23 protein-coding genes are annotated in these 26,351 nt (G+C 61.6%); 10 read left to right on the top strand and 13 right to left on the bottom strand.

Features of this window, described 5'->3' with window-relative positions:
- Nucleotides 1-30: 30 nt before the first annotated feature.
- Nucleotides 31-1,578: a glutamine-hydrolyzing GMP synthase gene (gene guaA / locus QM780_RS09895; protein ID WP_415070315.1), complete on the top strand. Its 1,548-nt coding sequence runs from the start codon at nucleotides 31-33 to the stop codon at nucleotides 1,576-1,578.
- Entirely contained in the window at nucleotides 1,569-2,864 is a 1,296-nt protein-coding gene (locus QM780_RS09890) for an MFS transporter (RefSeq protein WP_415070314.1), read from the top strand. Before guaA ends, QM780_RS09890 begins: the two co-directional genes overlap by 10 nt.
- A gap of 58 nt (nucleotides 2,865-2,922) precedes the next feature.
- Here the strand turns inward: QM780_RS09890 and QM780_RS09885 are convergent, their stop codons facing one another.
- From QM780_RS09885 to QM780_RS09850, 8 genes are all read right to left on the bottom strand, one after another.
- Nucleotides 2,923-3,168 (bottom strand): hypothetical protein, encoded by a 246-nt coding sequence (locus QM780_RS09885; RefSeq protein ID WP_415070312.1) that lies wholly within the window; start codon nucleotides 3,166-3,168, stop codon nucleotides 2,923-2,925.
- Between the two features lie 147 nt (nucleotides 3,169-3,315).
- On the bottom strand, nucleotides 3,316-3,987 hold the full coding sequence (aat, locus tag QM780_RS09880; protein ID WP_415070311.1) for a leucyl/phenylalanyl-tRNA--protein transferase: 672 nt from the start codon (nucleotides 3,985-3,987) through the stop codon (nucleotides 3,316-3,318).
- A 60-nt stretch (nucleotides 3,988-4,047) separates the two neighbouring features.
- Entirely contained in the window at nucleotides 4,048-5,388 is a 1,341-nt protein-coding gene (gene accC / locus QM780_RS09875) for an acetyl-CoA carboxylase biotin carboxylase subunit (protein ID WP_415070309.1), read from the bottom strand.
- Between the two features lie 41 nt (nucleotides 5,389-5,429).
- The gene (gene accB, locus QM780_RS09870; protein ID WP_415070308.1) at nucleotides 5,430-5,918 is read right to left on the bottom strand and encodes an acetyl-CoA carboxylase biotin carboxyl carrier protein; all 489 of its coding nucleotides are present in this window, start codon (nucleotides 5,916-5,918) and stop codon (nucleotides 5,430-5,432) included.
- 63 nt (nucleotides 5,919-5,981) lie between these two features.
- Nucleotides 5,982-6,437, bottom strand: a complete 456-nt coding sequence (gene aroQ / locus QM780_RS09865) for a type II 3-dehydroquinate dehydratase (RefSeq protein ID WP_415070307.1) — start codon at nucleotides 6,435-6,437, stop codon at nucleotides 5,982-5,984.
- A gap of 163 nt (nucleotides 6,438-6,600) precedes the next feature.
- Nucleotides 6,601-7,458 carry a DsbA family protein gene (locus tag QM780_RS09860; protein WP_415070305.1) on the bottom strand — a complete coding sequence of 286 codons (858 nt, stop codon included), beginning with the start codon at nucleotides 7,456-7,458 and terminating at the stop codon, nucleotides 6,601-6,603.
- A 36-nt stretch (nucleotides 7,459-7,494) separates the two neighbouring features.
- Nucleotides 7,495-8,904 carry a M48 family metalloprotease gene (locus QM780_RS09855; RefSeq protein ID WP_415070304.1) on the bottom strand — a complete coding sequence of 470 codons (1,410 nt, stop codon included), beginning with the start codon at nucleotides 8,902-8,904 and terminating at the stop codon, nucleotides 7,495-7,497.
- Between the two features lie 257 nt (nucleotides 8,905-9,161).
- On the bottom strand, nucleotides 9,162-12,188 hold the full coding sequence (locus tag QM780_RS09850) for an Rne/Rng family ribonuclease (protein ID WP_415070303.1): 3,027 nt from the start codon (nucleotides 12,186-12,188) through the stop codon (nucleotides 9,162-9,164).
- 792 nt (nucleotides 12,189-12,980) lie between these two features.
- Between QM780_RS09850 and QM780_RS09845 the strand changes: the two genes are divergently transcribed.
- From QM780_RS09845 to prfB, 3 genes are all read left to right on the top strand, one after another.
- Nucleotides 12,981-14,219, top strand: coding sequence for an N-acetylmuramoyl-L-alanine amidase (locus QM780_RS09845; RefSeq protein WP_415070302.1), 1,239 nt, complete (start codon nucleotides 12,981-12,983; stop codon nucleotides 14,217-14,219).
- 154 nt (nucleotides 14,220-14,373) lie between these two features.
- Nucleotides 14,374-16,959: a penicillin-binding protein 1A gene (locus QM780_RS09840; RefSeq protein WP_415070300.1), complete on the top strand. Its 2,586-nt coding sequence runs from the start codon at nucleotides 14,374-14,376 to the stop codon at nucleotides 16,957-16,959.
- A 127-nt stretch (nucleotides 16,960-17,086) separates the two neighbouring features.
- Nucleotides 17,087-18,221, top strand: a protein-coding gene (gene prfB, locus QM780_RS09835) for a peptide chain release factor 2 (protein WP_415070299.1) whose coding sequence is annotated in 2 segments (ribosomal slippage) — nucleotides 17,087-17,155 and nucleotides 17,157-18,221 — 1,134 coding nt in all. Because the reading frame shifts where the segments join, the coding sequence is not laid out codon by codon here.
- 39 nt (nucleotides 18,222-18,260) lie between these two features.
- On the opposite strand, the gene QM780_RS09830 is transcribed toward prfB, so the two are convergent.
- Nucleotides 18,261-18,605, bottom strand: a complete 345-nt coding sequence (locus QM780_RS09830) for a hypothetical protein (protein ID WP_415070298.1) — start codon at nucleotides 18,603-18,605, stop codon at nucleotides 18,261-18,263.
- Between the two features lie 345 nt (nucleotides 18,606-18,950).
- Between QM780_RS09830 and QM780_RS09825 the strand changes: the two genes are divergently transcribed.
- The 4 genes from QM780_RS09825 (at nucleotide 18,951) to QM780_RS09810 (ending at nucleotide 22,387) form a co-directional block, all read left to right on the top strand.
- Nucleotides 18,951-19,958, top strand: a complete 1,008-nt coding sequence (locus QM780_RS09825) for a class I SAM-dependent methyltransferase (RefSeq protein ID WP_415070297.1) — start codon at nucleotides 18,951-18,953, stop codon at nucleotides 19,956-19,958.
- Nucleotides 19,955-20,779, top strand: coding sequence for a TrmH family RNA methyltransferase (locus tag QM780_RS09820; protein ID WP_415070295.1), 825 nt, complete (start codon nucleotides 19,955-19,957; stop codon nucleotides 20,777-20,779). The genes QM780_RS09825 and QM780_RS09820 overlap by 4 nt, the downstream gene beginning before the upstream one ends.
- 2 nt (nucleotides 20,780-20,781) lie before the next feature.
- On the top strand, nucleotides 20,782-21,720 hold the full coding sequence (locus QM780_RS09815; RefSeq protein WP_415070293.1) for a 50S ribosomal protein L11 methyltransferase: 939 nt from the start codon (nucleotides 20,782-20,784) through the stop codon (nucleotides 21,718-21,720).
- Between the two features lie 73 nt (nucleotides 21,721-21,793).
- On the top strand, nucleotides 21,794-22,387 hold the full coding sequence (locus QM780_RS09810; protein WP_415070292.1) for an NnrU family protein: 594 nt from the start codon (nucleotides 21,794-21,796) through the stop codon (nucleotides 22,385-22,387).
- Here the strand turns inward: QM780_RS09810 and QM780_RS09805 are convergent.
- The 4 genes from QM780_RS09805 to QM780_RS09790 form a co-directional block, all read right to left on the bottom strand.
- Nucleotides 22,345-23,013: a hypothetical protein gene (locus tag QM780_RS09805; RefSeq protein WP_415070291.1), complete on the bottom strand. Its 669-nt coding sequence runs from the start codon at nucleotides 23,011-23,013 to the stop codon at nucleotides 22,345-22,347. The two genes, QM780_RS09810 and QM780_RS09805, sit on opposite strands and share 43 nt — an antisense overlap.
- Nucleotides 23,010-24,053, bottom strand: coding sequence for a sialidase family protein (locus QM780_RS09800; RefSeq protein ID WP_415070289.1), 1,044 nt, complete (start codon nucleotides 24,051-24,053; stop codon nucleotides 23,010-23,012). Before QM780_RS09800 ends, QM780_RS09805 begins: the two co-directional genes overlap by 4 nt.
- A gap of 264 nt (nucleotides 24,054-24,317) precedes the next feature.
- Nucleotides 24,318-24,659: a hypothetical protein gene (locus QM780_RS09795; RefSeq protein WP_415070288.1), complete on the bottom strand. Its 342-nt coding sequence runs from the start codon at nucleotides 24,657-24,659 to the stop codon at nucleotides 24,318-24,320.
- Complete coding sequence (locus QM780_RS09790; RefSeq protein WP_415072002.1) at nucleotides 24,640-25,848, bottom strand: L,D-transpeptidase family protein; 1,209 nt, start codon at nucleotides 25,846-25,848, stop codon at nucleotides 24,640-24,642. The genes QM780_RS09795 and QM780_RS09790 overlap by 20 nt, the downstream gene beginning before the upstream one ends.
- Between QM780_RS09790 and QM780_RS09785 the strand changes: the two genes are divergently transcribed.
- Nucleotides 25,835-26,335, top strand: coding sequence for a hypothetical protein (locus tag QM780_RS09785; protein ID WP_415070287.1), 501 nt, complete (start codon nucleotides 25,835-25,837; stop codon nucleotides 26,333-26,335). The genes QM780_RS09790 and QM780_RS09785 overlap by 14 nt on opposite strands.
- Nucleotides 26,336-26,351 lie beyond the last annotated feature (16 nt).

Here is a 26,351-nt window from a genome sequence, read left to right as displayed (position 1 = left end):
GAAGGCCCTGAAGAAAGGGTCCCGCGAACTTTGACCGACGCCGTTCTCATCATCGATTTCGGAAGCCAGGTGACGCAGCTTATCGCACGGCGCGTGCGGGAGGCGGGCGTCTATTCGGAAATCCACCCGTTCCAGAATGCCGCCGAGGCGTTCCATAGGCTGAAGCCAAAGGCTGTGATCCTCTCCGGAGGGCCGGCATCCGTAACCGAGATTGCCTCGCCCCGCGCCCCCGATGCCGTTTTCGCCGCTGGCGTCCCCGTGCTTGGCATCTGTTACGGCCAGCAGACCATGGCCGAACAGCTCGGCGGCAAGGTCGAAAGCGGTCACGACCGCGAGTTCGGCCGCGCCTTCCTGTCGATCGCGAAACGAAGCCCTTTATTCGAAGGCGTCTGGGCTCCAGGAGAGCGATATCAGGTTTGGATGAGCCACGGTGACCGCGTCACGCGGCTTCCGGACGGCTTCGAGATCATCGGAACCAGCGACAACGCTCCTTTCGCCGCCGTCGCCGACGAGGAGCGCGGCTTCTATGCCGTCCAGTTTCACCCCGAGGTCGTGCACACGCCCGACGGCGCCAAGCTGATCGCCAATTTCGTTCACAACATCGCCGGTCTCAAATCCGACTGGACGATGTCGGCCTACCGCCGCGAGATGATCGCCAAGATCCAAAAGCAGGTCGGCAAGGGCCGCGTCATCTGCGGTCTGTCCGGCGGCGTCGACAGCGCCGTGGCGGCCGTGCTGATCCACGAGGCGATCGGCGATCAGCTGACCTGCGTGTTCGTCGATCACGGTCTGATGCGGCTCGGCGAGGCAGACGAAGTCGTCGGCCTGTTCCGCGATCACTACAACATCCCGCTCGTGCACGTGGACGCCTCCGAGCAATTCCTGACGGCGCTCAGCGATGTCTCCGATCCGGAAACCAAGCGCAAGACCATCGGCAAGCACTTCATCGACGTCTTCGAGGCCGAAGCCAAGAAAATCGGCGGCGCGGAATTCTTAGCCCAAGGCACGCTCTACCCGGACGTTATCGAAAGCGTGTCGTTTACCGGCGGCCCCTCGGTCACGATCAAGTCGCACCACAACGTCGGCGGCCTGCCCGAGCGCATGAACATGAAGCTCGTCGAGCCGCTGCGCGAACTTTTCAAGGACGAGGTCCGCGCGCTCGGCCGCGAACTGGGCCTGCCGGAAGCCTTCGTCGGCCGTCATCCGTTCCCAGGCCCCGGCCTGGCGATCCGCATTCCCGGCGAAATCACGCGCGAGAAGCTCGACATTCTGCGCAAGGCCGATGCCGTCTATCTCGACGAAATCCGCCGCGCCGGCCTTTACGATGCAATCTGGCAGGCGTTCGCCGTTCTGCTGCCTGTCCGCACCGTCGGCGTCATGGGTGACGGTCGCACCTACGATCACGTCCTCGGCCTGCGCGCGGTGACGTCCGTTGACGGCATGACGGCCGACTTCTTCCACTTCGACATGGCCTTCCTCGGCCGTGTCGCCACCCGCATCATAAACGAGGTCCGGGGCGTCAATCGCGTCGTCTACGACGTCACGTCAAAGCCTCCCGGCACGATCGAGTGGGAATAGAGCGGGATAACGCTTCACCACGCACGCGGCGCCTTCGGTCGGCCGCCGTCGCACTCCTGGTTCTTGCCGGATGCGTCAATTATTTCGACCGCTCGGCGCTCGCCGTCGGCAATCCTGAAATCCGCGCCGAACTCGGCCTGTCCTACGAGGACATGGGCTTGCTGCTCTCGGTGTTCGCTTGGAGCTACGGCTTCGCGCAAATACCGGCGGGCGTTCTGGTCGATCGCTTCGGCGTTCGCCGATCACTCGGCTTCGCGATGATCGTGTGGTCGTTCGCACAACTCGCCGCCGGCGTCGTGACGTCTTTTCGTCAATTCCTCGTAGCACGCGTCGCCCTAGGACTCGGCGAATCCCCGATGTACATCGGCGGGACCAGAGTTTGCGCCGATTGGTATCCGCTTCGCAAACGCGCGCTCCCAATCGCGATATTCAACTCGTCCTCCGCGCTCGCACCGGCTCTTGCCCCGCCGATCCTGACGTGGCTGATGATCGCGCACGGCTGGCGCGTAATGTTCATCATCGCCGGCCTGGCTGGCCTCGTCGTCGCGGCGCTATGGGCGATCATTTATCGTTCTCCGCAGGCTGCCGCTATTCCCGCCGCGGATCTCGCCGAAATCCATCGCGATGACGGCGCCCCGATCGAACATGTCGGATGGAAGCAGGTCGGCTGGCTGCTGCGATTTCCGACCGCATGGGGAATGTTCCTCGGCTTTTTCGGCGTCGTCTACATCTCATGGCTCTACGCCACCTGGCTGCCGGGATATCTCGAGATCGCGCGCCACCAGAGCATCGCCAATGCTGGGATCTGGTCGGCGATCCCGCTCGCGGCGGGGTTCTTCGGTGCTTTGTCCGGCGGCATCATCTCCGACCGGCTGGCGCGATTTGGCATGGGCCCCGTCGCCGCCTGCCGATTGCCTGTGATTTGGGGACTGTTGGTGGCAGGTGCTGCGACGGCGGCCGCGGTTTTCGCCGATGACTTGAGTGTGGCCATTGCGCTTATGTCGCTTGGCCTCTTCGCCGCCAACATTTCTTCAAGCTGCGGCTGGGCGCTCGCTGCCGTGATTGCGCCGGTAAATACAGTGGCGACGCTCGAAGCCATCCAGAACGTCGGCGGCTCGCTCGGCGGAGCGCTGGCGCCTTATGTGAGCGGCGTCCTCCTCCAGCGGACCAACTCGTTCGTGCCCGCATTCGTACTCGCGGGCGCAATCGCATTCGTCTGCGCCGCCATCTATTGGCTGATGACGCGACGAAGAATCGTGGCGCCCGTCGGCTTGGACTTAAGCTGAACGGCGGATCGCCTCGAAGCTCACGCCCGCGAGGCGATCCGGCAATGGCGCCAAGCCGTCACCAACCGCTGAGGCAGCGGCGATATTTGAATCTCCAGTAATAGTCGCCCGTATAGAGCCACCGGTCGTAGAGATATCCGCAGCCACTGCTGTACCCGGCACTTCCGATGATGAGTCCGAGCGCGGGCCGATGATGAAAGAAGTGATTGTGCATGTGCATTCCATTGGCGCTTGCCGACGACACGCCGGTCACCCACATGGCGAGGCCGGCTGCCGCAGCAAGCATCAAAGACGTTTTGGGCATTCATGATCTCCTTGGATCAGGTTTCTTGTCCCGCCGGCGACTTCCGTCGGCGGCCCAAACCGCAAAGTCTGGGGGACAAGAGAACTGACACTTCGCAGGAGCATGCGATGTTCCGGCAGGAACACGGCGAGGAGTTGGCTCGACGCTTCAGCGATCTTCCGCAAAGATCGCGGCGACGTCGGCGCCCGTCGCATCTTTTGGAAGCGCGTAGAAATTGGCGTCCTTGCTCAAGGCGCGCTCCAACTCGCGCTGGAATGTCATCCGGTCGAGTTCGATCGTGCCGAACTGGCGCAGGTGATCGGTGACGAACTGCGTATCGAGCAACGTGAAGCCGCCGCGGATCAGCCGCGCCGCGAGATGCACCAGCGCGATCTTTGACGTGTCGCGCTCGGTCGAAAACATGCTCTCGCCGAAAAACGCGCTCTTCAACGCCACGCCGTAGAGGCCGCCGACCATCTTATTGCCGTTCCACACCTCGACCGTATGGCACGCCCCGAGTTCGAACAGCTCACGGTAAAGGCTTCTGATCCGGCTGTTGATCCATGTCGACATCCGGCCCGCACGCGGTGCGGCGCATCCGTCGATGACGCCATCGTAATCGCTGTCGATTTTGACCCGGTAAGGTGTCGTCCGCACCGTGCGCAGGAGCCGCTTCGGAACGTGCAGCCCATCGAGCGGGAGAACGCCGCGCTGCTGCGGCTCGATCCAATAAAGCGCCGGGTCGTCGGCGCTTTCGGCCATCGGAAAGATGCCGCAACTATAGGCCTTCAGAAGGACCTGCGGCGTAATCTCGAACATCGGGTCGTCGCGCGACGCCATGCCACCACTTGCCAAGCGAACTCTCGGACGCGCGCGGAACATGTCGCGCAGAGGCAAAGTCTACTTCATCCCCAAGTGTTTTTCGAGCCAGTGAATATCATAGGCTCCATCCACGATATCAGGCTCTCTCACGAGATCCTGAAACAACGGGATCGTGGTTTCAATACCGTCAATGACGAACTCGGCCAGGGCGCGGCGCAATCGCATCAACGCGTCGTTCCGTGTTTTCCCGCTGACGATGAGCTTGCCGATGAGGCTGTCGTAATAGGGCGGAATTCGATAGCCCTGGTAAACGCCGCTGTCGACGCGGACGCCGAGGCCGCCGGGGGGATGCCAATAGGTGATCTGGCCCGGAGACGGCCTGAAATCCTTTGGATTCTCGGCATTGATGCGGCACTCGATGGCGTGCCCTTTAAGCTCGATGTCGTCCTGCGTGAAACTCAGCGGCAGCCCGGCGGCGACGCGGATTTGCTCCAGAACGAGATCCGTTCCCGTCACCATCTCGGTCACGGGATGTTCGACCTGCAACCGGGTGTTCATCTCGATGAAGTAGAATTCGCCGTCCTCGAACAAGAACTCGACCGTACCGGCGCCGCGATATTTGAGTTTGCGCATCGCGTCGGCAACGATGCTTCCGATTTTCTGCCGTTGAGCCGCATTGAGAGCAGGCGACGGGCTCTCCTCCAGCACTTTCTGGTGTCGCCGCTGCAGCGAGCAGTCGCGCTCGCCCAGATGTACCGCGTTACCTTTGCCGTCGCCGAAGACCTGGATTTCGATGTGACGCGGCTTCTGCAGATATTTTTCGATGTAGACGGAATCGTCGTTGAACGCCGCCTTCGCCTCCGAACGCGCCGTCGAAAGCGCCATGCCGAGGTCGGCGGCCGACAGCGCGACTTTCATTCCGCGTCCACCGCCGCCCGCGGCGGCCTTGATGAGCACCGGAAAGCCCATATCCTTGGCGACCTTCATCGCCTCGGTTTCGCTCGTCACCGCTCCGGCCGAACCGGGCACGACGGGAATGCCGAGCTTCTTGGCGGTTTCCTTCGCCTCGATCTTGTCGCCCATGATCCGGATGTGTTCGGACGTCGGGCCGATGAACGTGATCTTGTGCTCTTCGAGGATTTCCGCGAACCGCGCATTCTCCGAGAGGAAGCCGTAGCCCGGATGCACGGCGTCGGCGCCGGTGATCTCGCAAGCCGTCACGAGCGCCGGAATATTGAGATAGCTTTCCCGCGCGGGCGGCGGCCCGATGCAAACGCTTTCGTCGGCCAGCCGGACGTGCATCGCATCGGCATCCGCGGTCGAATGCACCGCCACCGTCGCAATCCCGAGTTCGCGACAGGCGCGCTGAACGCGAAGCGCGATTTCTCCTCGGTTGGCGATCAGGATTTTGTCGAACATTTGAACTCCAGGCGCTTTCGCCGTCATCTCCAGCGTGCGCTCTATTCGATGATGATCAGGGGCTCGCCGTACTCGACCGGTTGCGCGTTCTCGACCAGGATCGCCTTAACGGTTCCCGCGCGCGGGGCCGGGATCTGGTTCATCGTCTTCATGGCTTCGATGATGAGCAGCGTATCGCCCTGATTGACCTTGGAGCCCACTTCGCAGAAGGCAGCCGCCCCCGGCTCCGGCGAACGGTAAGCCGTCCCGACCATCGGCGATTTGACCGCGCCCGGATGCTTCGACAGATCGCCCGGCGCGGCAGCGGCGGACTTCGCATCGGTCGCTGCCACGGCAGTCGGGGCCGGAGCGGCGACATAGGCCTGCGGAGCGGCAGCCGTGATCGAGATCTTCTTCGCCACGCGAATCTTGAGCCCGCTTTTCTCGATCTCGATTTCCGTGAGGCCAGTGTCGTTCAAAAGCTCGGCGAGCTCGCGGATCATCTGACCTTCGGCGCTTCCAACTTTCGGCCCTTGGTCTTTTGCGGTCATAAGTCCCGTGTCCTCGATAATTTTGTTGGCGTGCGTCTTATAGCCGAAGCTTCGGCGATTAGGTCACGCTTTGCTTGTTGATTTGTTCAGGATGTTTGCCATCGCCTCGATGGCAAGTTCGTAGCCCTTGGCGCCCAAGCCGCAGATCACGCCCGTCGCCGCCAGCGAAATGTAAGAGTGCTGACGAAACTCGTCGCGCCGGAAGATGTTCGAAAGGTGAACTTCGACGACCGGAAGGCTGACGGCCTGCAGGGCATCGAGAATGGCGACGGAGGTATGCGTATAGCCGCCGGCATTGATGATGATGCCCTTGGCCCTGCCGCGCGCCTCCTGTACCCAGTTGACGATCTCGCCCTCGATGTTCGATTGCCGGAAGTCGGCTGCGAGCCCGTTCCTTTCGGCCGCCTTTTCGGTGCGCACGCGCAAATCATCCAGCGTTTCCGTGCCGTAGACTTCCGGCTCTCGGACGCCGAGCATGTTGAGGTTGGGGCCGTTAAGAACGTAAACGAGGGAAGTCATGTTTGGAGGCCGTTAAGGCACCGGTTTGAGGCCCGGCGCCGGTTGCGAAGGCCCTGGGTCTACCAGCTTTCGTCGAATGCGCAAAGTGCGCGGCGAAGGCCGCGCACCCGGATCTGATCTCTACGCTAAATATTTGGCCAACTTCGTTATTTTCGGCCGGGTCTCAGCAGATGTTGCAGCCGGTCTTGCGGTAACCTGAAACCAACCCTTCAAGCTGGTCGTGCAGGTCGTCCGGCGCCCCGGGGATCGACTTGTCGCCGACGAGGAAGTGCGGCGTTCCATTGACGCCGAGTTGCTTGGCGAGCTGAAGATCGCTCTGCAACTCGTTCTTGACCGCATCGCTCGCCATATCCGCCTTGATCTTATTCATGTCGAGGCCGAGGGACTCCGCGACCTTCAGGGCGGACGCCTCGTTCGCCTGGGCCTTCGAGCCCAGCAGGGCCTGATGGAACTCCCAATATTTGCCTTGCAGCTTCGCGGCGAGGGCAACGCGCGCCGCCTCTTCCGAGCCCTTCGAAAGGATCGGAAGCTCCTTGAACACGAACCGGACCTTCTTGTCGCCCTCGATGAGTTTTTGCACTTCCGGCAGGCCGCGTTTGCAGTAGCCGCAATTGTAGTCGAAGAACTCCACGACCGTTACGTCGCCGTTAGGATCGCCCGCGACGGATGACCCAGCCGAGCGGTAAATGGTTTTGGCGTTCGTCGCCATGAAGGCTTTCAGCTTCGCGTCCTGCTCTTTCTGCGATTTCTCATCGAGCGCATTCTGGATCTCGAACATGATCTCGGGGTTCTTCACCAGATAGTCTTTGATGATGTCGCCGAGCGCCTTCTTCTGCTCATCCGTGAAGACTTTTCCTCCGGCTGTCGGCGCAACCGTATCGGCGCGCGCAGCGCCATTGCCGAAATGCGACGCTGCGAGCACGGCAAACGCCAGGAACGCAAATCCGAACGCGAGAACGGAAAGCTTTTTGCCGGCCGAGGCCGCGCGGGCGCCATTACTGTCTGGAGACTGAAGGGTCATGGATGATCTCGTTCTCTCGGTGAAACTCAAGCCGTTTTAGGTTTGCGGCTTGTAGTTGATGATATCGTCGTTTTTCAGCCACTCGGGAGACCCCGAGCGCAGTTTAAGCTGCGCCCTTTTGGCAAAAACCTGCGCCTGCTTAACGTCGCCTTCGTTGAAAAAGGCCTGCGCCGTCATAGCATCGGCTTCCGGGCCGCGTCCCTGCTTGTAATAGATGGTTGCAAGCAGCCTGTAAGCGTGTCCGTTTTCAGGATCTTCAACCAGGGATTTCCTTAACAGGTCGATAGCTTCTTTTTGGGCGTCCTCGCCGTTGAGGCTCTGTACCGCGGTTGCAAGCTCGACGCGTATCAGCGGGCTGTTAGGCGCGAGTTTGAGGGCCTGGCGCAGGCTTGGTACCGCCGCCGCGAGCTTCCCGGATCGCATCAGGAAATCTGCCCGAAGCTCATGAAAGTAGGGATATGACGGATTCTCGCGGATCATGGAGTCGGTTTGCTGCAGCGCCGATTCCAATGCTCCGCCGCCGCCGCGAAAGAACGTCGCGATTGCCCTGGCGTACCGGGCAGGCAGCGTCTTGTTCGAGTCGGGATATCGGTTGAACACCGCCGCCGGCGTTTCGAGATAGCCGGAAAGCTTCGCTCGCATCAGGTCGTGGCGAAGTTGCAGCGAGGGGGGATCGACATTGTTGTAATAGGGGCTGGTCGTTGCGAGCTGGCTCAGCCGCGCCAACCGCTCAGCCGACAGCGGGTGCGACCGTATAAACGGATCCTGAAACTGATCGGATAAATATTCCTGTTCCTTAAAGCGCTGGAACGTGTCGAGCATGCCTTTGCCCGACTGTTTGGTGGCGGTGAGATATTTGATGCCCGCCTGATCGGCGGCTGACTCCTGCGATCGCCGCTCCGCGAGAAGTCCCTTCATGATGACGCTGCTGCCGCCCTGCAGGAGGGCCGCGCCGCCTTGCATTGTATCGCGGCCGCCGTCTCCGCCGGTCACGCCGCCGGCCACCATTGCGCCGATGCCGAGAACTTGCGTCAACAGCGCTCGCGTTTGATCCTTGGCGATGCGCGACCGCAGAGCCGCCATATGGCCGCCGGCGATATGACCGCTCTCGTGCGCGAGGACGCCGATGACTTCATTCGGCGTACCGGCCTGCATGAGTGTTCCGGTGTTGATGAACACGTTGGCGCCATCGATCACGAAGGCGTTGAAAGTATCGCTGTTGATGATGCGAACGGTAACGCGGCCGCCGCCGAAACCCGCCACCTCGAAGATCGGTCGCGAATAGTCCTGCAGCAGCGCTTCGATTTCGGCGTCGCGGATCAGCGGCAGTCCTTGGGCGCGCACGCCGACAGCCGACGTCATCAGCGAAGCAATGAGCGTAGCAGCCAGAATTACCGAACGTCTGGCGCTCCAAGGCGCCGGAAGCGACTTCCAAATTATTGGCATTCGCAGTGCCCTGATCTCGACAAGCGTTTCGAGACGCTACGCACGGTCAAACTATGCGCCAACCCCCGCTCGGGTCAAATGCGTTGCAACGATACGTTACGAACATTCACTATTTTGGGGCGTCAGCGTGGCGGTTGGCATTGCCGAACCTTCACAAGCCGGAAACGCGCGGCAAAAATTTTGCTCTGCAACGCCGTGATGACAAAGTTAAAGGACCGCAACACGAACGTGTCGCGATCCCTCTCGGAATTGACAGGTCACTCGCCGCCGAATTTGCGCTGCCACCAGCCTTTGCGTTGGGGCGCAGCTTGGGCTTCGGCGGCCGGCGCTTCGGCTTCTTCGCCAGGGCGAACGACAACCCGTTCGATGCGCGGCTCGCTCGAGCCCACTTCGTGTCGCCGCCTCTGAGCCGCGACACTCTCCTTGGCAATAGGTGGCGCTTCGATCGCATCCTGCACAGGTTCGCTTGCCGCAGGTTCCACCACCGCCGCGGTTTCTTCATTGGCCGGGCGCGCCTTCGCGGCAACATCCCAGATTCGCTGGCGCGGACTTTTCACTTCCGGCTTATCGGCGACGCTCACATCGTCTGATGCGGGCGCCTCAGCCGAATGGCTGCCGTTGGCTTCTTCCTGCGAACCGCCTTCGACGTCGCTGTCGTTAAGACCATTTTCGGTTTCCGGCAGATCATCGCCGCCAGCCGTTTCGTCATCGTGTCCTTCGGCATGGATCGAGGCATTGTCACCGTTATCGCGACCCCGATCGCGGCCGCGACGGCCGCCCCGGCGTCCGCGTCTGCGCCGCCGCGCGGGCTTGTCGCCGTTGGCGCCATTCTCCGCATCCTCGCTGAAACCGCTTTCGCCGACGGTGGGTTGTGCATCGAGGTCTTCGTCATCGGACGGACCCGCGTCGCCATCATCGTCGTTATTGGCCTGCGGCGCGGACGCAAGATCGGACCCTTGCTCACCACGCGTATCGAAGCCGAAACGCTCGCCGCGCTCACGTCCGCCGCGCCCGCGACGGCGTCTGCGGCGACCGCGCCGGCCGCCATTTTCGTCGCCATCGCCGCCGCGCCCATTTTCGCGCGCGCCGACGCCGTCTTCCGCATCATCGACGTTTTGGACGGTTTCGATCTCGCCGCCCTCGAAAGCCGGCGCTTCCTCTTCGCCGTCGAAGCCCCAATCCATGTTGACGGCGGCGCGCTCAACGCGGCGAACCGGAGCCGCAGCGCCGCCGCGCTCGATGGTGAAGTTCGCGCCCTGCACGCGGTCGCTGCCGAGCACGGTCACCGAATAACCGTGGCGATGCTCCATGTCGGTGATGTAGGCACGCTTGCTGTTGAGGATGTAAAGCGCGACCGGCGACGTCGTCGTTGCGGTCAGCGCACCAGACGCCCCTGCCGTGATGGCATCTTCAAGTCCGCGCAGCACCGCGAGCGCAATGCTTTCCGTCGATCGGATGATGCCGGTCCCCTGACAATGCGGGCACTGCGATGTCGAGCCTTCGAGCACGCCGGTCCGCAGCCGCTGACGCGACATTTCCATCAGACCGAAATGCGAGATGCGGCCAAGCTGAATGCGCGCCCTGTCGAAGCGCAGGGCGTCCTTCAAGCGACGTTCGACGGCGCGATTGTTGCGCTTTTCCTCCATGTCGATGAAGTCGATGACGATGAGGCCCGCGAGGTCGCGGAGCTTCAATTGCCGCGCGATTTCATCGGCCGCTTCGAGGTTCGTCGCCAGCGCCGTTTCTTCGATCGAGAATTCGCGAGTCGATTTGCCCGAGTTGACGTCGATGGCGACCAGCGCTTCCGTCTGGTTGATGACGATGTAGCCGCCCGAGCGCAGCGTAACCTGCGGCTGGAACATGGCGTTGAGCTGGCGCTCGACGCCGTACCGCGTGAACAGCGGCGTCGGCTCGCGGTAGGCCACCACGTTCTTGGCGTGGCTCGGCATCAGCATCTTCATGAAGTCGGTGGCTTCCTGATGCCCGGCATCGCCCGCCACCACGATCTCTTCGACGTCCTTGTTATAGAGGTCGCGGATCGAGCGCTTGATGAGGTCGCCTTCCTCGTAAACGAGGCTTGGCGCCGTCGACTGCAGCGTCAGTTCGCGCACGCTTTCCCACAACCGCAGCAGATATTCGAAGTCGCGCTTGATTTCCTGTTTCGTCCGCGCTGCACCGGCGGTGCGGATGATAAGGCCCATGCCCTCCGGAACCTCGAGCTCCTGCGCAATGGCCTTGAGGCGGCGGCGATCCTGCGGATTGGTGATCTTGCGCGAGATGCCGCCACCGCGCGCGGTGTTCGGCATCAGAACCGTGTAGCGTCCCGCGAGCGACAGGTACGTCGTCAGCGCCGCGCCTTTGTTGCCGCGCTCTTCCTTGACAACCTGAACCAGGATGATCTGTCGGCGCTTGATGACTTCCTGAATCTTGTAGCTGCGGGGGCGGCGGCGGGGCCGTTGCTGAGCCTCTTCGTGGTATTCGCCGCTCGAAGAGTCGTCCCGATCGGCGGCGTGATCGTCGTGCACGTGCGGTTGATCGGAATGCGCCTGTTCGTCGTCATGCGCGTGACCATGATGCGTTTCCGCATCGGCATCGCCAGAGTCTGCGTCGTCGTCGGCAGCGACGGCCGCTTCCTCGGGGCCTTCGGCTAACGGAATGGTGTCGGTATCGGCGGACGCCGTGCTCTCGGGCTCCGGCGTCTCGGCTTCGACCGGCTCCGAGATCGCATCCTCGTCCGGCATCGGCACGGCGACTGCGATCACCTTGACCGGCTCTTCGCCTTCTTCGCCACCGATTTCCTCGATGTGCTCGTCTTCCTCGACGTCGACGATATGCGCCGTCTCTTCGCCCTCGTCCGACGACTGGTCGCCGAAATCGTCGTCCGATGACGGCTCGCTATCGCCCCCGGGAGCCGCCCCGGCGCTTGTTCGCGTCGCACTCCGGCGAGCCATAGCTTCTGCGCGCCTGTCGGCGGCAGCCTCTAACTCGGCTTCGGCGGCAGCCTCTTCGTCGAGAAGTGCCTGCCGGTCCGCGACCGGGATCTGATAGTAATCAGGATGGATTTCGTTGAATGCCAGAAATCCGTGGCGGTTGCCGCCGTAGTCGACGAAAGCCGCCTGTAGCGACGGCTCTACGCGCGTCACCTTGGCGAGATATATGTTGCCGCGGAGAAGCTTCCGGGCAGCACTTTCGAAATCGAATTCCTCTACCCGGCCATTGCGCTGGACCACGACCCGAGTCTCCTCGGGATGCGTGGCATCGATGAGCATTTTCGTGTTCGACATTGCTTATTTTCCTTGGCACGCCGTGGCGGCGGCTCGCATCTCGAACCAGAACTGTTGGAGCGGATTGCGAGGTTCGCGCGGCGGCGCGTTCTTTTGGTTGATTGCTGTGATGAAAGGGTTGGCGGCCGCGCCGCTTTGCGCGCCGTCCGCGTTCCGGCGGCGTGCGAACGCCACGCGGGAACGGATTGAAGCACCGTTGGGACCGAAATCCCCTTGGCGCTGGATTGGACGGAGCGAGCTATCGTCATGGCCTGTCGTCTATGGCCCAGCTGCATGTCCGGAATGAGGGGACGATTGGCTGGGAAATTATGACGCCGTCCGGCGTCGCGGTGGATCAAATTATGGTCGCCCAGCAATTCGTGCTTTTACCCGACCCGACAAACCGGAGCGACCGGCACAAGTTTTAATGCCTCGACAAAGAGCCGCCGGGGGCTCAGGCGTCAAAGCTACGAAACCTGCTGAGCGACGTGATACTCCCCGTGCGCTCGCCTCGAGCAGGTGCCATCCGTGCTTGACCCGATTACCTGTGAAAGCAGAGCTTTGCCCCCGCAGCAGGCCGATCGGGTTCCGCAGGCGCCTATGCAACAAACACCACTTAGGCGTGTGTCTTAAGCGCCACCGAATACATTTCAAACTGTACGAGGTCGATCCGTTGCTGGCAAGTGCTATAAAACTGCCGGGCAGACGACTTCGCGAGGCAACTATAGTCCATATATATAACGAATGAAAACAAAGCCTTAACGCGGTGGCGGGGATAGTGCGTCGAACGGCAATGGAGGGGGAAGTCTGTTAATGTGGCGTCCCGGCAAGCGCTTGCTGGAATTTCTAGCGGCAGTAGCGGCGGTTTTGTGCGTGATGCTTCCGCATCGGGCCGGTGCCGCCGAGGCACTCGATACGCATCTGACGGTTACCGGCCGTTCGACCATCTTCGAATTGACGATGAGCGAAGGCGTCACTGTCCAGGTTTTCACCCTCGCCAGTCCCTATCGGGTCGTCCTCGATCTGCCGGATGTCGCCTTCCGCCTCGATCCGGCTGTCGGCCAGAAAGGTGCAGGTCTGATAAAGGCCTTCCGCTACGGATTATTCGCCCGCCACAAATCCCGCATCGTCATCGATACCCAGGGGCCGGTTGTCATCCACTCGGCCAACATGACCCGGCTCAAGGGCTCATCGGCGGTTAAACTCGCTGTCGCCCTTATGCCGACCGATTCCAAGTCTTTCGGCGGGGGCACCGGCGCAGGGCTGGCACCGGCGGCCGACGAAACGGCCGTCGACCCGATGATGCCGTTGGAGCCTTCGGACGGCCGCAGCAAGCCCCACGGCAGGCCGGTGGTCGTAATCGATCCCGGCCACGGCGGCATCGATCCAGGCGCCATCGGCGCCAACAGCGTGAACGAGAAAACGATCGTCCTTGCGGTCGCCTTGCAACTCAAGGCTGCACTGGAGAAAACGGCGCTTTACGACGTGAAATTGACGCGCTCCGACGACGTCTTCGTCTCCCTCGACAACCGCCTCAAGTTCTCACGCGAGAACGCTGCCGATCTCTTTATTTCGCTCCACGCCGACTCCATCGAGGAGAAAACCGCCGCCGGAAACATTCGCGGCGCGACCATCTACACGCTGTCGAATAAGGCATCCGACAAGGTGGCCCTCATTGCCGCCGAGAAGGAGAATGCGTCCGACCTTTTGGCCGGCATCGAGAGCCTGGAAACCGGCAACGACGATCAGGTCAAGAACATCCTGATCGACCTGATGAAACGGGAAACGTCGAACTTTTCGTCCGATTTCTCGCAAGTTCTGGCCAAGCGCCTTGGCAAGACCATCGCGATGTCGCGCGTGCCGCGCCGTTCCGCCGCGTTCAAGGTCCTGAAGCAGACGGATGCCCCCTCGGTCTTGGTTGAACTCGGCTACATCAGCAATCGCGCCGACGAAGAGCAGATGCTCACCGAGGCTTGGCAGTCGAACGTCGCAGACGCGATCGCCGGGGCGGTGCAAATTTACTTCAACAAGCGCACGGCCTCACAACGCTGAGGATGGCGCTCGCCCTCGGACGACGTGCTGCCACATTCCGTGCTAATGTGCGAATGTTCTGAGGGGATTGCCATTGCTGCGGCGCGGCAATAGACGTAAGCCGCCTCGATTAAAGCATTAAAGCCAGCGACAGACTGACGGAATCTCGAATTTGATGCGCGCGCCCACGCTGCCGCCGCCCAAGGCACCTAGGAGAAGGAAAAAGCGGCGCCGAAGCTTGCTGCTCAATTTTCTTGGGTTCGCCTTTGGCACGTTCGTACTGGTCTTCCTCGCCGCTTCGGCCGGGGCAGGATTTCTGCTGTGGCAAGCGTCCCGCGACCTGCCCGATTACGAGAGCCTGTCGAAGTACGAGCCTCCGGTGATGACGCGCATCCACGCGCATGACGGCTCGCTGATCTCCGAGTTCGCGCGCGAGCGGCGCATCTTCGTTCCGATCAACAACGTTCCGAAGCTCGTCATCGGCGCCTTCCTGTCGGCCGAGGACCGCCGCTTCTACGAACACGGCGGCATCGACTTGCAAGGCGTGCTTCGCGCCGTCTTTACGGCGGTGGAGTCGAAAGTTCACGGTTCGAACCGCAGGACCCAGGGCGCCTCGACCATCACTCAGCAGGTTGCCAAGAACTTTCTTTTGACCAACGAGCGCTCGATCGAGCGAAAGATCAAGGAAGCCATTCTCGCCATCCGCATCGAAGGCGCCTATTCGAAGGATCGCATCCTCGAACTCTACCTCAACGAAATTTTCCTCGGCATGAACTCCTATGGCGTCGGCGCTGCGGCGCTCACCTATTTCAACAAGGAGCTCAAGGATCTCACGATCGAGGAAGCCGCCTATCTCGCGGCGCTTCCGAAAGGCCCGAACAACTACCATCCGTTCCGTCAGAAGGCGAAGGCGACTGAGCGCCGGAATTGGATCATCGGTCAGATGGCCGAAAACGGCTACATCACCAAAGAGCAGGCCGAGGAAGCAAAGAAGAAGCCGCTCGAAGTCAACCTGCGGCCCAACACGGTCCACATCGAAACCGCCGAATTCTTCGCCGAAGAAGTTCGCCGCACCCTGCTTGCCAAGTACGGCGAGGACAAGCTTTACGGCGGCGGTCTCTCGGTCCGCACCACGCTCGATCCCCAACTCCAGCAATATGCGCGTAAGGCTTTGACCGACGGCCTGGTGAAGTTCGATCGCCGGCAAGGCTGGCGCGGGCCGGTATCGCATATCGATATTTCCGGCGATTGGGGCGTCGCATTGGGCAAGATTTCGAGCCCGTCCGACATTCAGCCCTGGCGCCTTGGCGTCGTGCTCGAAACGCAGAAGAAGAAGGCGATCATTGGCTTCAAGCCGCCGCGGCAGCAGGACTCGACGCTTGCCAAGGATCGCGAGGCCGTCGAAGTCTCGCTCGACGACATGAAATGGGCCGCCAAGAAAGCCGGCGGCAAGCGTATCGATCCCAAGACGACGGCCGACATTCTGTCTCCCGGCGATGTCGTGTTCGTATCTCCGAATGATCCCAATAACGTCCAGGGCGCCTGGTCTCTCATGCAGGTCCCGCAGATCGGCGGCGGCCTCGTCGCGATGGATCCCTACACCGGCCGTGTGCTCGCCATCGCAGGCGGCTTTTCCTACGATCTCAGCCAATTCGACCGCGTGATTCAGGCCAAGCGCCAGCCCGGCTCGTCTTTCAAGCCGTTCGTGTATGCGTCCGCCATCGACAACGGCTACAAGCCGACCTCGATCATTCTCGATGCGCCGATCGAAATCGATCAGGGACCCGGCCAGGACGTTTGGAAGCCGAAGAACTATGAAACGGACGATACTGCCGGCCCCGAGACGCTGCGTTTCGGCATCGAGCACTCGCGCAACCAGATGACCGCGCGCCTGGCGCAAGACCTCGGCATGCCGATCATCACCGAATACGCCAAGCGCTTCGGCATCTACGACGATCTCTTGCCGGTGCTGTCGATGTCTCTCGGCGCCGGCGAAACGACGCTGCTGCGCATGGCGACGGCCTATTGCATGCTGGCGAACGGCGGCAAGGAAGTGACTTCGACGCTGATCGACCGCATTCAGGATCGTTACGGTCATACCATCTGGCGGCACGATGAGCGCCAGTGCATGGGCTGCATGGCCGACCGTTGGGCGGACCAGCCCGAGCCGCAACTTGTCGACAGCCGCCGTCAGGTGATCGATCCGCTGACCGCATATCAGATCACCCACATTCTCGAAGGCGTTGTCCAGCGCGGCACGGCCACCGTTCTGAAGTCGCTCAATCGCCCGATTGCCGGCAAGACAGGCACGACCAACGAAGAGAAGGACGTCTGGTTCCTCGGCTACACGCCGACCATGGTGGTTGGCGTCTTCGTCGGCTATGACACGCCCAAGCCGCTTGGCAAAGGCAACACCGGCGGCGCCATCGCCGCGCCGATCTTCGGCGAATTCGTCCAGGATGCGCTGGGCACCACTCCGCCCGCGCCGTTCCGCGTTCCGCCCGGCATCAAGTTTGTGCGCGTCGATCTGAAGACGGGGCTGCGTGCCTCGGCCGATGATCCCAATGCCATCATGGAAGCCTTCAAGCCCGACGAAGAACCCGACGACGCTTACGGCCTGATCGGCATCAACGGCGCAACCGCCGATGCGTCGGCATCTCCCGCCGTCTCGGGCCAGCCGGCGACCGAGCGCGTGGCGCGCCCGGTATCTCCGGCAAACCGGCCCGACGGCGGATCTTTGACGCCGAACGGACTATGGTAGTGGCACGCGCCGATTGCCGCGCCGGGAATTGCGCGCGTTTACATGACAGCCGAGCGTCACTATACGTCCGCTCCTGATTTTCTCCATTCGAACAGCATTGCCGGCCCCGCCGGTTTCGGAGGCTCCCATGCGCGCAGAAGCGCAAAAAATTTCCGATGACATCAAGGAGGCGTTCGCCCTCCTGAGGAGGTCTCTTTGACTGGGAGACGGCCGAAGACCGTCTCGCTTCACTGAATGCGAAAGCTGAAGACCCCAATCTTTGGACAGATGCCAAGAACGCGCAGAAGGTCATGCGCCAGCGCAATTCGCTTGAGCGGTCCGTCACCGACTTCAAACGCCTGCAGCGTGACTATGACGACGCGCTGACGTTGATCGAGCTTGGCGAGGCCGAGAACGACGACGCAAGCATCAGCGAAGGCGAAAATGCCCTGAAGCGCATCGATCACGAAGCGCAGCGCCGCTCGATCGAAGCGATGCTGTCGGGCGAAGCCGATGCGATGAATACCTACATCGAAGTTCACGCGGGCGCCGGTGGCACGGAAAGCCAGGACTGGGCGTCGATGCTGGCCCGCATGTACGTGCGCTGGGCCGAGCGTCGTGGCTACAAGGTGAAGCTCGTTGACGAAAGCCCGGGCGAAGAAGCCGGCATCAAGTCGGCGACCTTCGAGATCGAAGGCGAGAACGCCTACGGCTGGCTGAAAACCGAAGCCGGCGTTCATCGCCTCGTTCGCATTTCGCCATTCGATTCAAACGCGCGCCGTCACACGAGCTTCGCGTCCGTCACCGTCTATCCGGTTATCGACGATACGATCGATGTCGATATCAATCCGTCCGACGTCGATATTTCGTATGCCCGCGCCTCGGGAGCCGGCGGCCAGCACGTCAACCGGACGGAATTGGCGGTCCGCCTCGTCCATAAGCCGTCTGGGATCGTAATCTTCGCCCAGGAGCAGCGCTCGCAGCATCAGAACAAGGACATCGCCTTCAAGCGGCTAAAGGCACGCCTCTACGAAATGGAATTGAAGAGGCGCGAAGAGAAGGCCAGCGCCGAGCAGGCGGCAAAGACGGACATCGGCTGGGGGCACCAGATCCGCTCGTATGTCTTGCAGCCCTATCAGCTGGTGAAGGATTTGCGCACGGGCGCCCAGTCGACCAATCCCGACGAAGTTTTGGACGGCGATATCGATCAGTTCATCGAGGCGGCCTTGTCACAGCGCATCAAGGGCGGCGCCGAACCCGTGACAGTCGAGGATCTGGACTAAAACCCGGCTGCGATCGTCGGGCAGATCGGACGAACCTGATCAGTTCCGGTCGCGCAGGATCGGGGTGTTGAACGGCGATGCAGGGCCGGCGGATGTGCTTTGCGACCCGGTGAAGCCCAATGCGGACGAGCCCGGACCGTTCAGCCAGTTCGTCCCGGACTGATCCGAACTCGCAGGCGTGCCGACCTGAAAATTGAAATTGCCGAACGGCGATGATGATGTCGAAGGCGCCGTCGCGGCGCCCAGTTCGTCCGGATCCTGATATTTTGCGGATCCGTCCGTGTTCGTGCCGCCGATGGAGGTCGTTTCGAACGCGTTCGCAGGTCCCGACACCATGAGCGCCGAGAAAATAACGGCGGCCGCCATAGCTCGATAAATCAGCATCCGAAACCTCCGGTTACGTCCCTCAACGCGTACCCTGGCACTTTGCCGTAACGCCGATTTGCGGACGGATCTAGGCGATATCACACTTTTTGATCATGTGTTGCGGGCATGCACCTGATGACGGGGCACGCTGGTCGGGGCCGGGCGCGACACGATCGGCGTCTCCGGCCCCGTTAAAGCCGCCCGGTAACGAGCGGCGTTCGCAGTCCCTGCCGCCTCATTCGACTCCCGGGGGGGGGCCGCGGTTAGGCCTTCCCGATGCCCGCCGGACGTTTGATTTCTCGACATGAGCGACAGGCGTGTTAAAGCGCGGACCCGTCTTTCCTTTCGAACCGTCCGCCACCGATGCCGCCGCCCGACCATTTGCACCTGATTACGTCAGAAGGCTTTGCTGATTACGCGCTGCTCGATTGCGGTTCGGGCCGCAAGCTCGAGCGCTTCGGCAAGGTGATCGTCGATCGCCCGGAGCCGCAGGCTCTCTGGCAGCCGAAGCTCACAAAATCAGAATGGGCGAAGGCGAACGCCGTCTTTTCCGCCTCGGGCGAGGACGACGAAAAAGGCAAATGGCGCATCGACAAGCCCGTGCCTGATGCCTGGCCGGTGAAATTGAGCCTTTCTCCCTCTCCCCATTCTTCATGGGGTGAGGGGCGGCCACACGCAGTGTCGTCTGCTGCGGCCCCTCACCCTGGCTCTCTCCCCGCGAGTGCGGGGGGAGGGAATGCAAGTGTCACCATGCTCTGCAAGCTCGCAGGGCTCTGGCACCTCGGCCTCTTTCCCGAGCAGGAACCGCACTGGCAGTGGATGCTTGACCACCTCGCCAAGGTGAAAGGCGAGACGCCGCGCGTTTTGAATCTCTTCGGCTACACGGGCGCCGCCTCACTGCTCGCCGCGCAAGCCGGTGCCGAGGTCACGCACGTCGATGCGTCGAAGAAAGCCATTCAATGGGGCAAGGAAAATCAGGAAGCGTCCAAGCTCGGCGCTGCGAAAATCCGCTGGCTGCTCGATGATGCCGCCAAGTTCGCCGCCCGCGACGTTCGCCGCGGCAAGACCTATCACATGATCCTCGTAGATCCGCCGAAGTTCGGGCGCGGCCCCGAGGGCGAGATCTGGGATCTGTTCCAGAATCTTCCGTCGTTGCTGGCTGATCTCGCGAAGTTGCTCGCGCCCGAAAACGCCGCGATGGTGCTGACGATCTATGCCATCCGTGCCTCGTCACTCGCCTTCGATCAGCTGATGCGCGAAGCGCTCGCAGAACGCGGAGGCTCGTTCGATAGCGGCGAGCTTGCGATTAAATCGCGCGCAGGACCGCTTGTCCCGACCTCGCTTTTTGTGCGCTGGGCGGCATCGCCATGAAGCCCGCAGCCAATACGCCGAAGATCATAACGAGCCTTACCAATGATCGTATCAAGGCCATCCGCGCGCTTGAAATGCGAAAGGTGCGCAAGGAAACCGGCCTCTTCGTCGCCGAAGGCACGTCGCTCCTCGTAACCGCACGCGATAACGGTTTCATCCCGGAAACGCTGGTCTATCAGACGGGCGCAGCCGCAGGCGGGGTGGCGCGCGGCTTGGTGAAATCGGCGCTCGAAGCTGGCTCGGAAGTCCTCGAAGTCTCCGAACCCGTCCTTGCCAAGCTTGCGTCGAAAGACAATCCGCAATCGCTGCTCGGTGTTTTCCGCCAGCGCTTTTCGCCGCCGCCCGATCCTCTGAAAGTGACGGCCGCCGATACCTGGCTCGCGCTCGAAGAGATCCGCGATCCCGGCAACCTCGGAACCATCATCCGCACCGCCGATGCCGTCGGGCTATCCGGCATCATTATGGTCGGCACGACTTGCGACCCCTATGCGCTGGAATCGATCCGCGCCACGATGGGTTCGATCTTTGCCGTGCCGATCGTGAAGCTCGACCGCGACAGCTTCTTTACGCTCGCCAAAGCCTGGCCCGGCGAAGTGATTGGCACGCATCTCGACGCGCGCGAGGATTTCCGCGCGATGACTTACGCTGGCCGCGAGCTGATCGTGATGGGCAGCGAAGGCCCCGGACTTTCAGGCGGCGCCGCCGCCGTCTGCTCGACGCTCGTTAAAATCCCGATGGCCGGCGCGCTCGATTCTCTCAATCTCGCGATAGCGACCGCCCTGATGCTCTATCAAGTCCGCGGCCCTCATCTGAAGCTTTGATCATGCGCATCGAATACCACCGCACGCTGATCGCCGATCAGGTCCGCAACGAAGCGTTCTTCGCCGCGCTGAAAGCCGCGATCGTGCCCGGCAAATCCATCGTCGCCGACATTGGTGCCGGCACCGGATTGCTCGGACTCATGGCGTCGAAGCTCGGAGCCAAGGATGTGTTTCTGTTCGAAACCGCCGAGGTCGCGGGCGTCGCGGCCGCCGTGCTCAAAGCCAACAAAGCCAAGCGCTGCCACCTGATCCCGTGCCATTCGACCGAATTTCAGGACAAGCTTTCCGCCGACATCATCGTCTCCGAAACGCTCGGCAACTACGCGCTTGAAGAAAACATCATCGCGACGCTTGCCGACGCGCGTCGGCGTTTCCTGAAGCCGGGCGGAACGGTCATTCCGCATCATATCATCCAATACGTTGCCCCTGTCGTCGCGCCACGCATCGACGATGAACTTCGCGCCTGGGAACGTGTCGGGCACGGCCTCGATCTTTCCGTCGCGCAGACCATGTCGTTGAACAACGCTTACGTCCGCGCCCTGCACGCCGATGAGATCCTCGACGGTTGCCGAAGCGCCAAGGTGTGGGACGAAATCGATCTGACGTCGGAAACGAAGTCGAAACGCCATGGCGAAACCGAATGGCGCTTGCCGCGCCCGGCCAAAATCTATGGCTTCGCCACGTGGTGGAAGGTCGAACTGGTGCCCGGAATCGGCTTTTCGACCGGGCCGCTGTCGCCGCGCACGCACTGGGAACAGCTCTATTTTCCGCTGTCCGCGCCGATTAATGCCGCTGCCAGCGATGTCGTCGGGATCGATTTGCGTTCGAGCTCGTCGGAGGAAGCCGGAACGCATCTCGCCTGGACAGCCGTTCACAAAAACGCCGGCGGTAAGATTTTGTCGCGACAAGTCCACGATCTCGACAAGGGCTATCTGCCGTAGGTCTTGAGCGTGGCTGGTCCGCGCCCATTTATGATGCTATTCGGGCGAGCCGTTTTGAGGGGAGGCGCATGCCATGATGGTGCTGATCGTCGGTCTGATCTTGTTTCTCGGCGTCCACCTGCTGCCCACATCGCCCGAACTCCGCGATGCCCTGAAGGAGCGTATCGGCGAGACACCCTATAAAATTCTCTTCTCGCTTCTGTCGCTCGCCGGCCTCGTCGTGATCGTCCTCGGCTTTCACAAGCTGCAGATTCATCCTGGCAAGAACCCGATCCTTTGGGATCCTCCGATTTGGACTCGTCATATCGCTGTGGCGCTGATGCTGCCCGCGATGATCCTGCTGGTAGCGTCGTTGATACCGTCGCGCATCCGCACCGTGACGCGTCACCCGATGCTGATTGCGATCAAGACGTGGGCGCTCGCGCATCTTCTCGCCAATGGCGATCTCGCGGCGCTTCTTCTGTTCGGCTCGTTCCTTGCGTTTGCCGTCTATGATCGGATTTCGGTCAAGAAGCGTGGGGCCGCCGGCCCGCTCGGCAATGCCAAGCCGGCAAGCGCCTTGAATGACGTTCTTGTCGTTGTCATCGGCGTTGGGCTTTATGCGGCGCTACTGCTTGGCGGCCATCAATGGCTGATTGGCGTCTCGCCAATGCCTGAGCTCGGCTGAGACACCGGCTGAATTTTTGCCGGTGCGATCGCCCGGATTGCAAATCCGGCAGCGAGCGCGATCCACGTCCCGCAGCCGATGAGCCACGCGACGGGGTCCATGACGTAGTCCCATAGGTTCCGGCTCGCGCCGACGTTGAGCAGGAACGCGACGATCGCGACATTCAAAGCAAATGCCGTGAGGAGATAACCGCGGAACAACGCATACGCGATGACGACAGCGACAGCCGCGCAAAGCAGATAGCCGCTATAACCCGCGACGTAAGGGTCCCGATTGAGAAAACCGTTGGCGGCCGGATAAAGGAAAAGGCCCGCGACCGCCAGGACCAGCGTTGCAAATCGGAATTCCGCCGAAGCTGCGATCGGTCTACGGGTAATCGTCGCGACCGCCAGCACCGCTAGCAGCATAAATCCTGGAAACGACGGCCGTTCGACCCCCGAAACGGTCCACGCAAAAAGCGAACGCGTCGATATAGAGAGGAAAAGTGTGGCGACCAGAACCGCGAGGCCAGCGGCGATGCGCGTCGCAGCGCTCTTCGTCCAGATCCCCGCCAGCGCTGCGGATACCGTGAAGATGATAAGCGCCGTGCCCGAACTGTTCAGAATCGTGTTGATGCTGCTGCTCATCGTTGCTGCGCCGTCTGCTGCTGCGCGCTGCGCTGCAGCCAAGCGCTCGAAACGCGAACATGATTGATCGTCTTGATCGGCCGCGAATAGAAAACGTCAAACTGACCGGGCGCCGATTGGATTAGATACGGATAGGCGAGGATGGCGTCGTTGTTGCGATCCTCCATACGGGCGACGACGCCGAGGCGCTTGAAAGTCTTGCCCTCGAGATCGGACAGCGCCAGCGTGATGTTGCTCTCGACGTCCGCGTCGTCGTTGAAGGCCATCAAAATATGCGTGGCGTCATAGCGGACGGCCGAAATCGGACCGCCGGGGTTCGGCAAATCGATCGGACGAACGGGCGACCAACTCTGGCCGCCGTCCTCTGTACGGGTAATGAGCACCGTCCGCGGTTTCCGGCTCTTGAGCGGACGCACGAAGGCGATGGCCGTCGAGGGGCCTGTTGGCACAATCATTGGCTGATATCCGACTTTGCCGCCGTGCCCCATGCGCCGCCGGTCGATGACATGCCCGTCCGAATTGAGCACCAAGAGAACCGGAAATTTCCTGTTCATTTCTTCGTAGGCAGGGAGGCCGATGCGCCCGTCGGAAAATAGAATGGGCGGCGATTTGGTCAGATGGGACAGGTTGAAGAACGGCGACGCATAAACCCGTTCCGCCGGACCCCATGTCGCCCCATTGTCGAACGAGCGCATCAGCCCGATTTCGCATGTCGCCCATCCGCTCAGGCGCGACGCCGAGAAAAAAAGCCAGATCTCATTATCCGAGCGGCGCAAAGGAACTGGATTGGCGAGTGACTTGATCGTGATGCCGAGGTCGCGGCTTACGCTTTCGCTGTTCGTCACCACGTGCGTCGAAGACCAGCGTGTGCCGTCGAATGTCGATGAGACGAGTTCGGCGTCGTTCGCGCCCTCATAAACGGCGCGATACCAGAATGCGCGCACGCCGTTCGGGACTGTCACGGCTGACGGGGCATGAACGAAATCCGCCTCGTTCGCAGGCGTTACGATATCTGCTGCAAGCTGAGGCGGCCCGTTCATCGGCTGCTCGGGCACCGAAACGGCGAACGTCCACGGTTCCGTCCTCGGCGCCATCCTGAAAACAAGCAGAACAACCAGCGCCGCCGAGGAAAAGACCAAAGCCCAGCGAGCGAGGGCACGTGTTCCGCCATTGGTCAGCAAATTTTTTCACCACGTCTGTGTTGGCGGAGGGAATAGAGCAACGCGGACGACTGTCAACAGCGGGATGAACGATGAGAACCAGCAATTCCGGCGTGCATGGCGAATATGAACGCGCCGGTGTTGCTATCGTGTCAGCACGACGAACTCGGTCCCGCTGCCGTTTTCGTTGACTGGCAATTCGCGATCCGAAACGATCAGCGACGATCCCGGACGCGCGAGCTCGGTAATGGTTTGCCGGATGTCGTCGGGAATGGTGAAGGCTTCGAGCGCTTCGTTGGCCATCTGGATGTCCAGCACTTGGCCCTGCGCCAACGCCGTTCGTTTCGACTTCCGCCCCTCTTCGAAAGGCTGGCCCGGCGAGGGCGTCTGCGCGCTGACGAGGCGCCAGTCGAACGTATTGGGGTCGCTGCCATAGCGCATGGCCGTGAACACATGCGTCCCGACCTTATGCTTGAGCGGGGACACCGCGATCGGCGCTTCGAGCAGTGGCTCGACACCCTGCCGGACGTAGAATTCTTTGCGCTCTGAGACTGACGAGCACGGAAACCGGCTTCGAGCGCAGCCGCATCGCCTTGTTGGCATCGGTCAGTGTGGCCTGAGCCGACGCCAGATCCGATTGCGCGTCGCGGAACGCTCCCATGGCGTCGTCGCGGGCGTTCTGGGCGGCCGAGTACGCGGCTTGGACTTCGGCAAAGCGTATCTCGTTTGCTGCGGCTTCCGCCCGCGCCTTGTCGGCTTCGATCGTAAGATCGAGCACCGCGCCCTCAAGCTCGGCCTCGCGATCCATCTCGCTGTCGTCGGACTGCGCGGACGCTTGCGCGGCGTCGCCTTTCGCATTGTCCGAGGGGCCGGACATATACGCTTCGAAAGCAGCGATAGCATCCTTCTGCCGCGCTTCCGCCGATTTGACGGCGTTGCGAAGCGGTTCGATCGACCGACGCGCCGCTTCGAACTTCTCGCTGGCGTCCGCGAAATCCTTGGCCGTCGACTTCGATTTTTCGTCGGTTGCGGTCAGCGCCGCCTCTGCCGTTTTGACGGCGCTGCGCGCGCCATCGAGCTTTTCCTGCATGATCTGGTCAGCTTCGGTGCGCGTCGTCGGACGCCGCTGCGGATCCTTCGGCATTTCCGCGACCGCACGCAAAAGCGCCGGCGAAACGCCGATCAGCCGCGGAACGCCCTGCAAAGCGTCGGTCGTCGAATTGTCGTCGGTCCGGTCATTGACCGCGATCAGCTGAGGCCGCGTCGGGTCGGACTTCATGGCCGTCGCGTCTTCGAGAGGCAGCGGCTGGAACAGCTTCGGGCTATCGAATGCGATCGGCTCTGGATCGTCGTAGGACACGACCACCCGGTTGCCGATCTTGGTCAGCCCATAAAGTTTTCGGGCGAAGCTGTAAGGCAGCCGGATGCACCCGTGCGATGCGCGGTAACCCGGTACGTCGCCAGCATGAAACGCGATCCCCGACCAGGTGATGCGCTCCTGATACGGCATCGACGCGCCGGAGTAGATATTGCTGACGTGATAGACGTTCTTTTCGAGGATTGAGAACACGCCCTGCGGGGTATCGTGACCGGGCTTGCCTGAAGAGATCCGCGACGACGTGACCTCGCCATTGATGTCGAAAACACGAACGCGCTGCTTCTTGATCGAAACCACGATCAGCAACGGCGAATTCGTCTGCGCCGCGACCGTCGCCTCAGCCTGCGATTTAAGCCTGAGCAGCCCGCTTTTTGATTTTGCATTCGCCGGCAGCGTACCCGCCAGCATCCCGACGACGACCGCGCTGGCCGCGATCGAACGCAACGCCGGAGAGAGACTGCCGCTGACTTTCTCGGAACGACGCACGCAACCCACCCGACGCCAAAAAAGCAAAACCGTCGCAGCGACACCGCCCGGCCGTAACGTGGCCTTCGAGTTATGCGCTGAGAATTGGCTAACAGAGGCAGGTCCGAGCACGCAACTGAAGTGCCCTTCGCCCACAGCATTCGACGTGAGCGATGTTGCGCCAATTCAACGCTTTTACTCCGGCGATGGAAATATTTGTGGACGGCCCGTGGAAAAATTTACCATGCAAGTGGTCTTTGGTCGCCCTGAAAGCTGGCGGGATCGCTGCTATTTTCATAAACTGTGTTTAGCTGATTGAGGGTGACAGCGACGCC

This window comes from Hyphomicrobium sp. (assembly GCF_047600905.1).
Taxonomy (GTDB): Bacteria; Pseudomonadota; Alphaproteobacteria; order Rhizobiales; family Hyphomicrobiaceae; genus Hyphomicrobium_B.
This window is presented reverse-complemented; position numbering and strand designations above follow the sequence as displayed.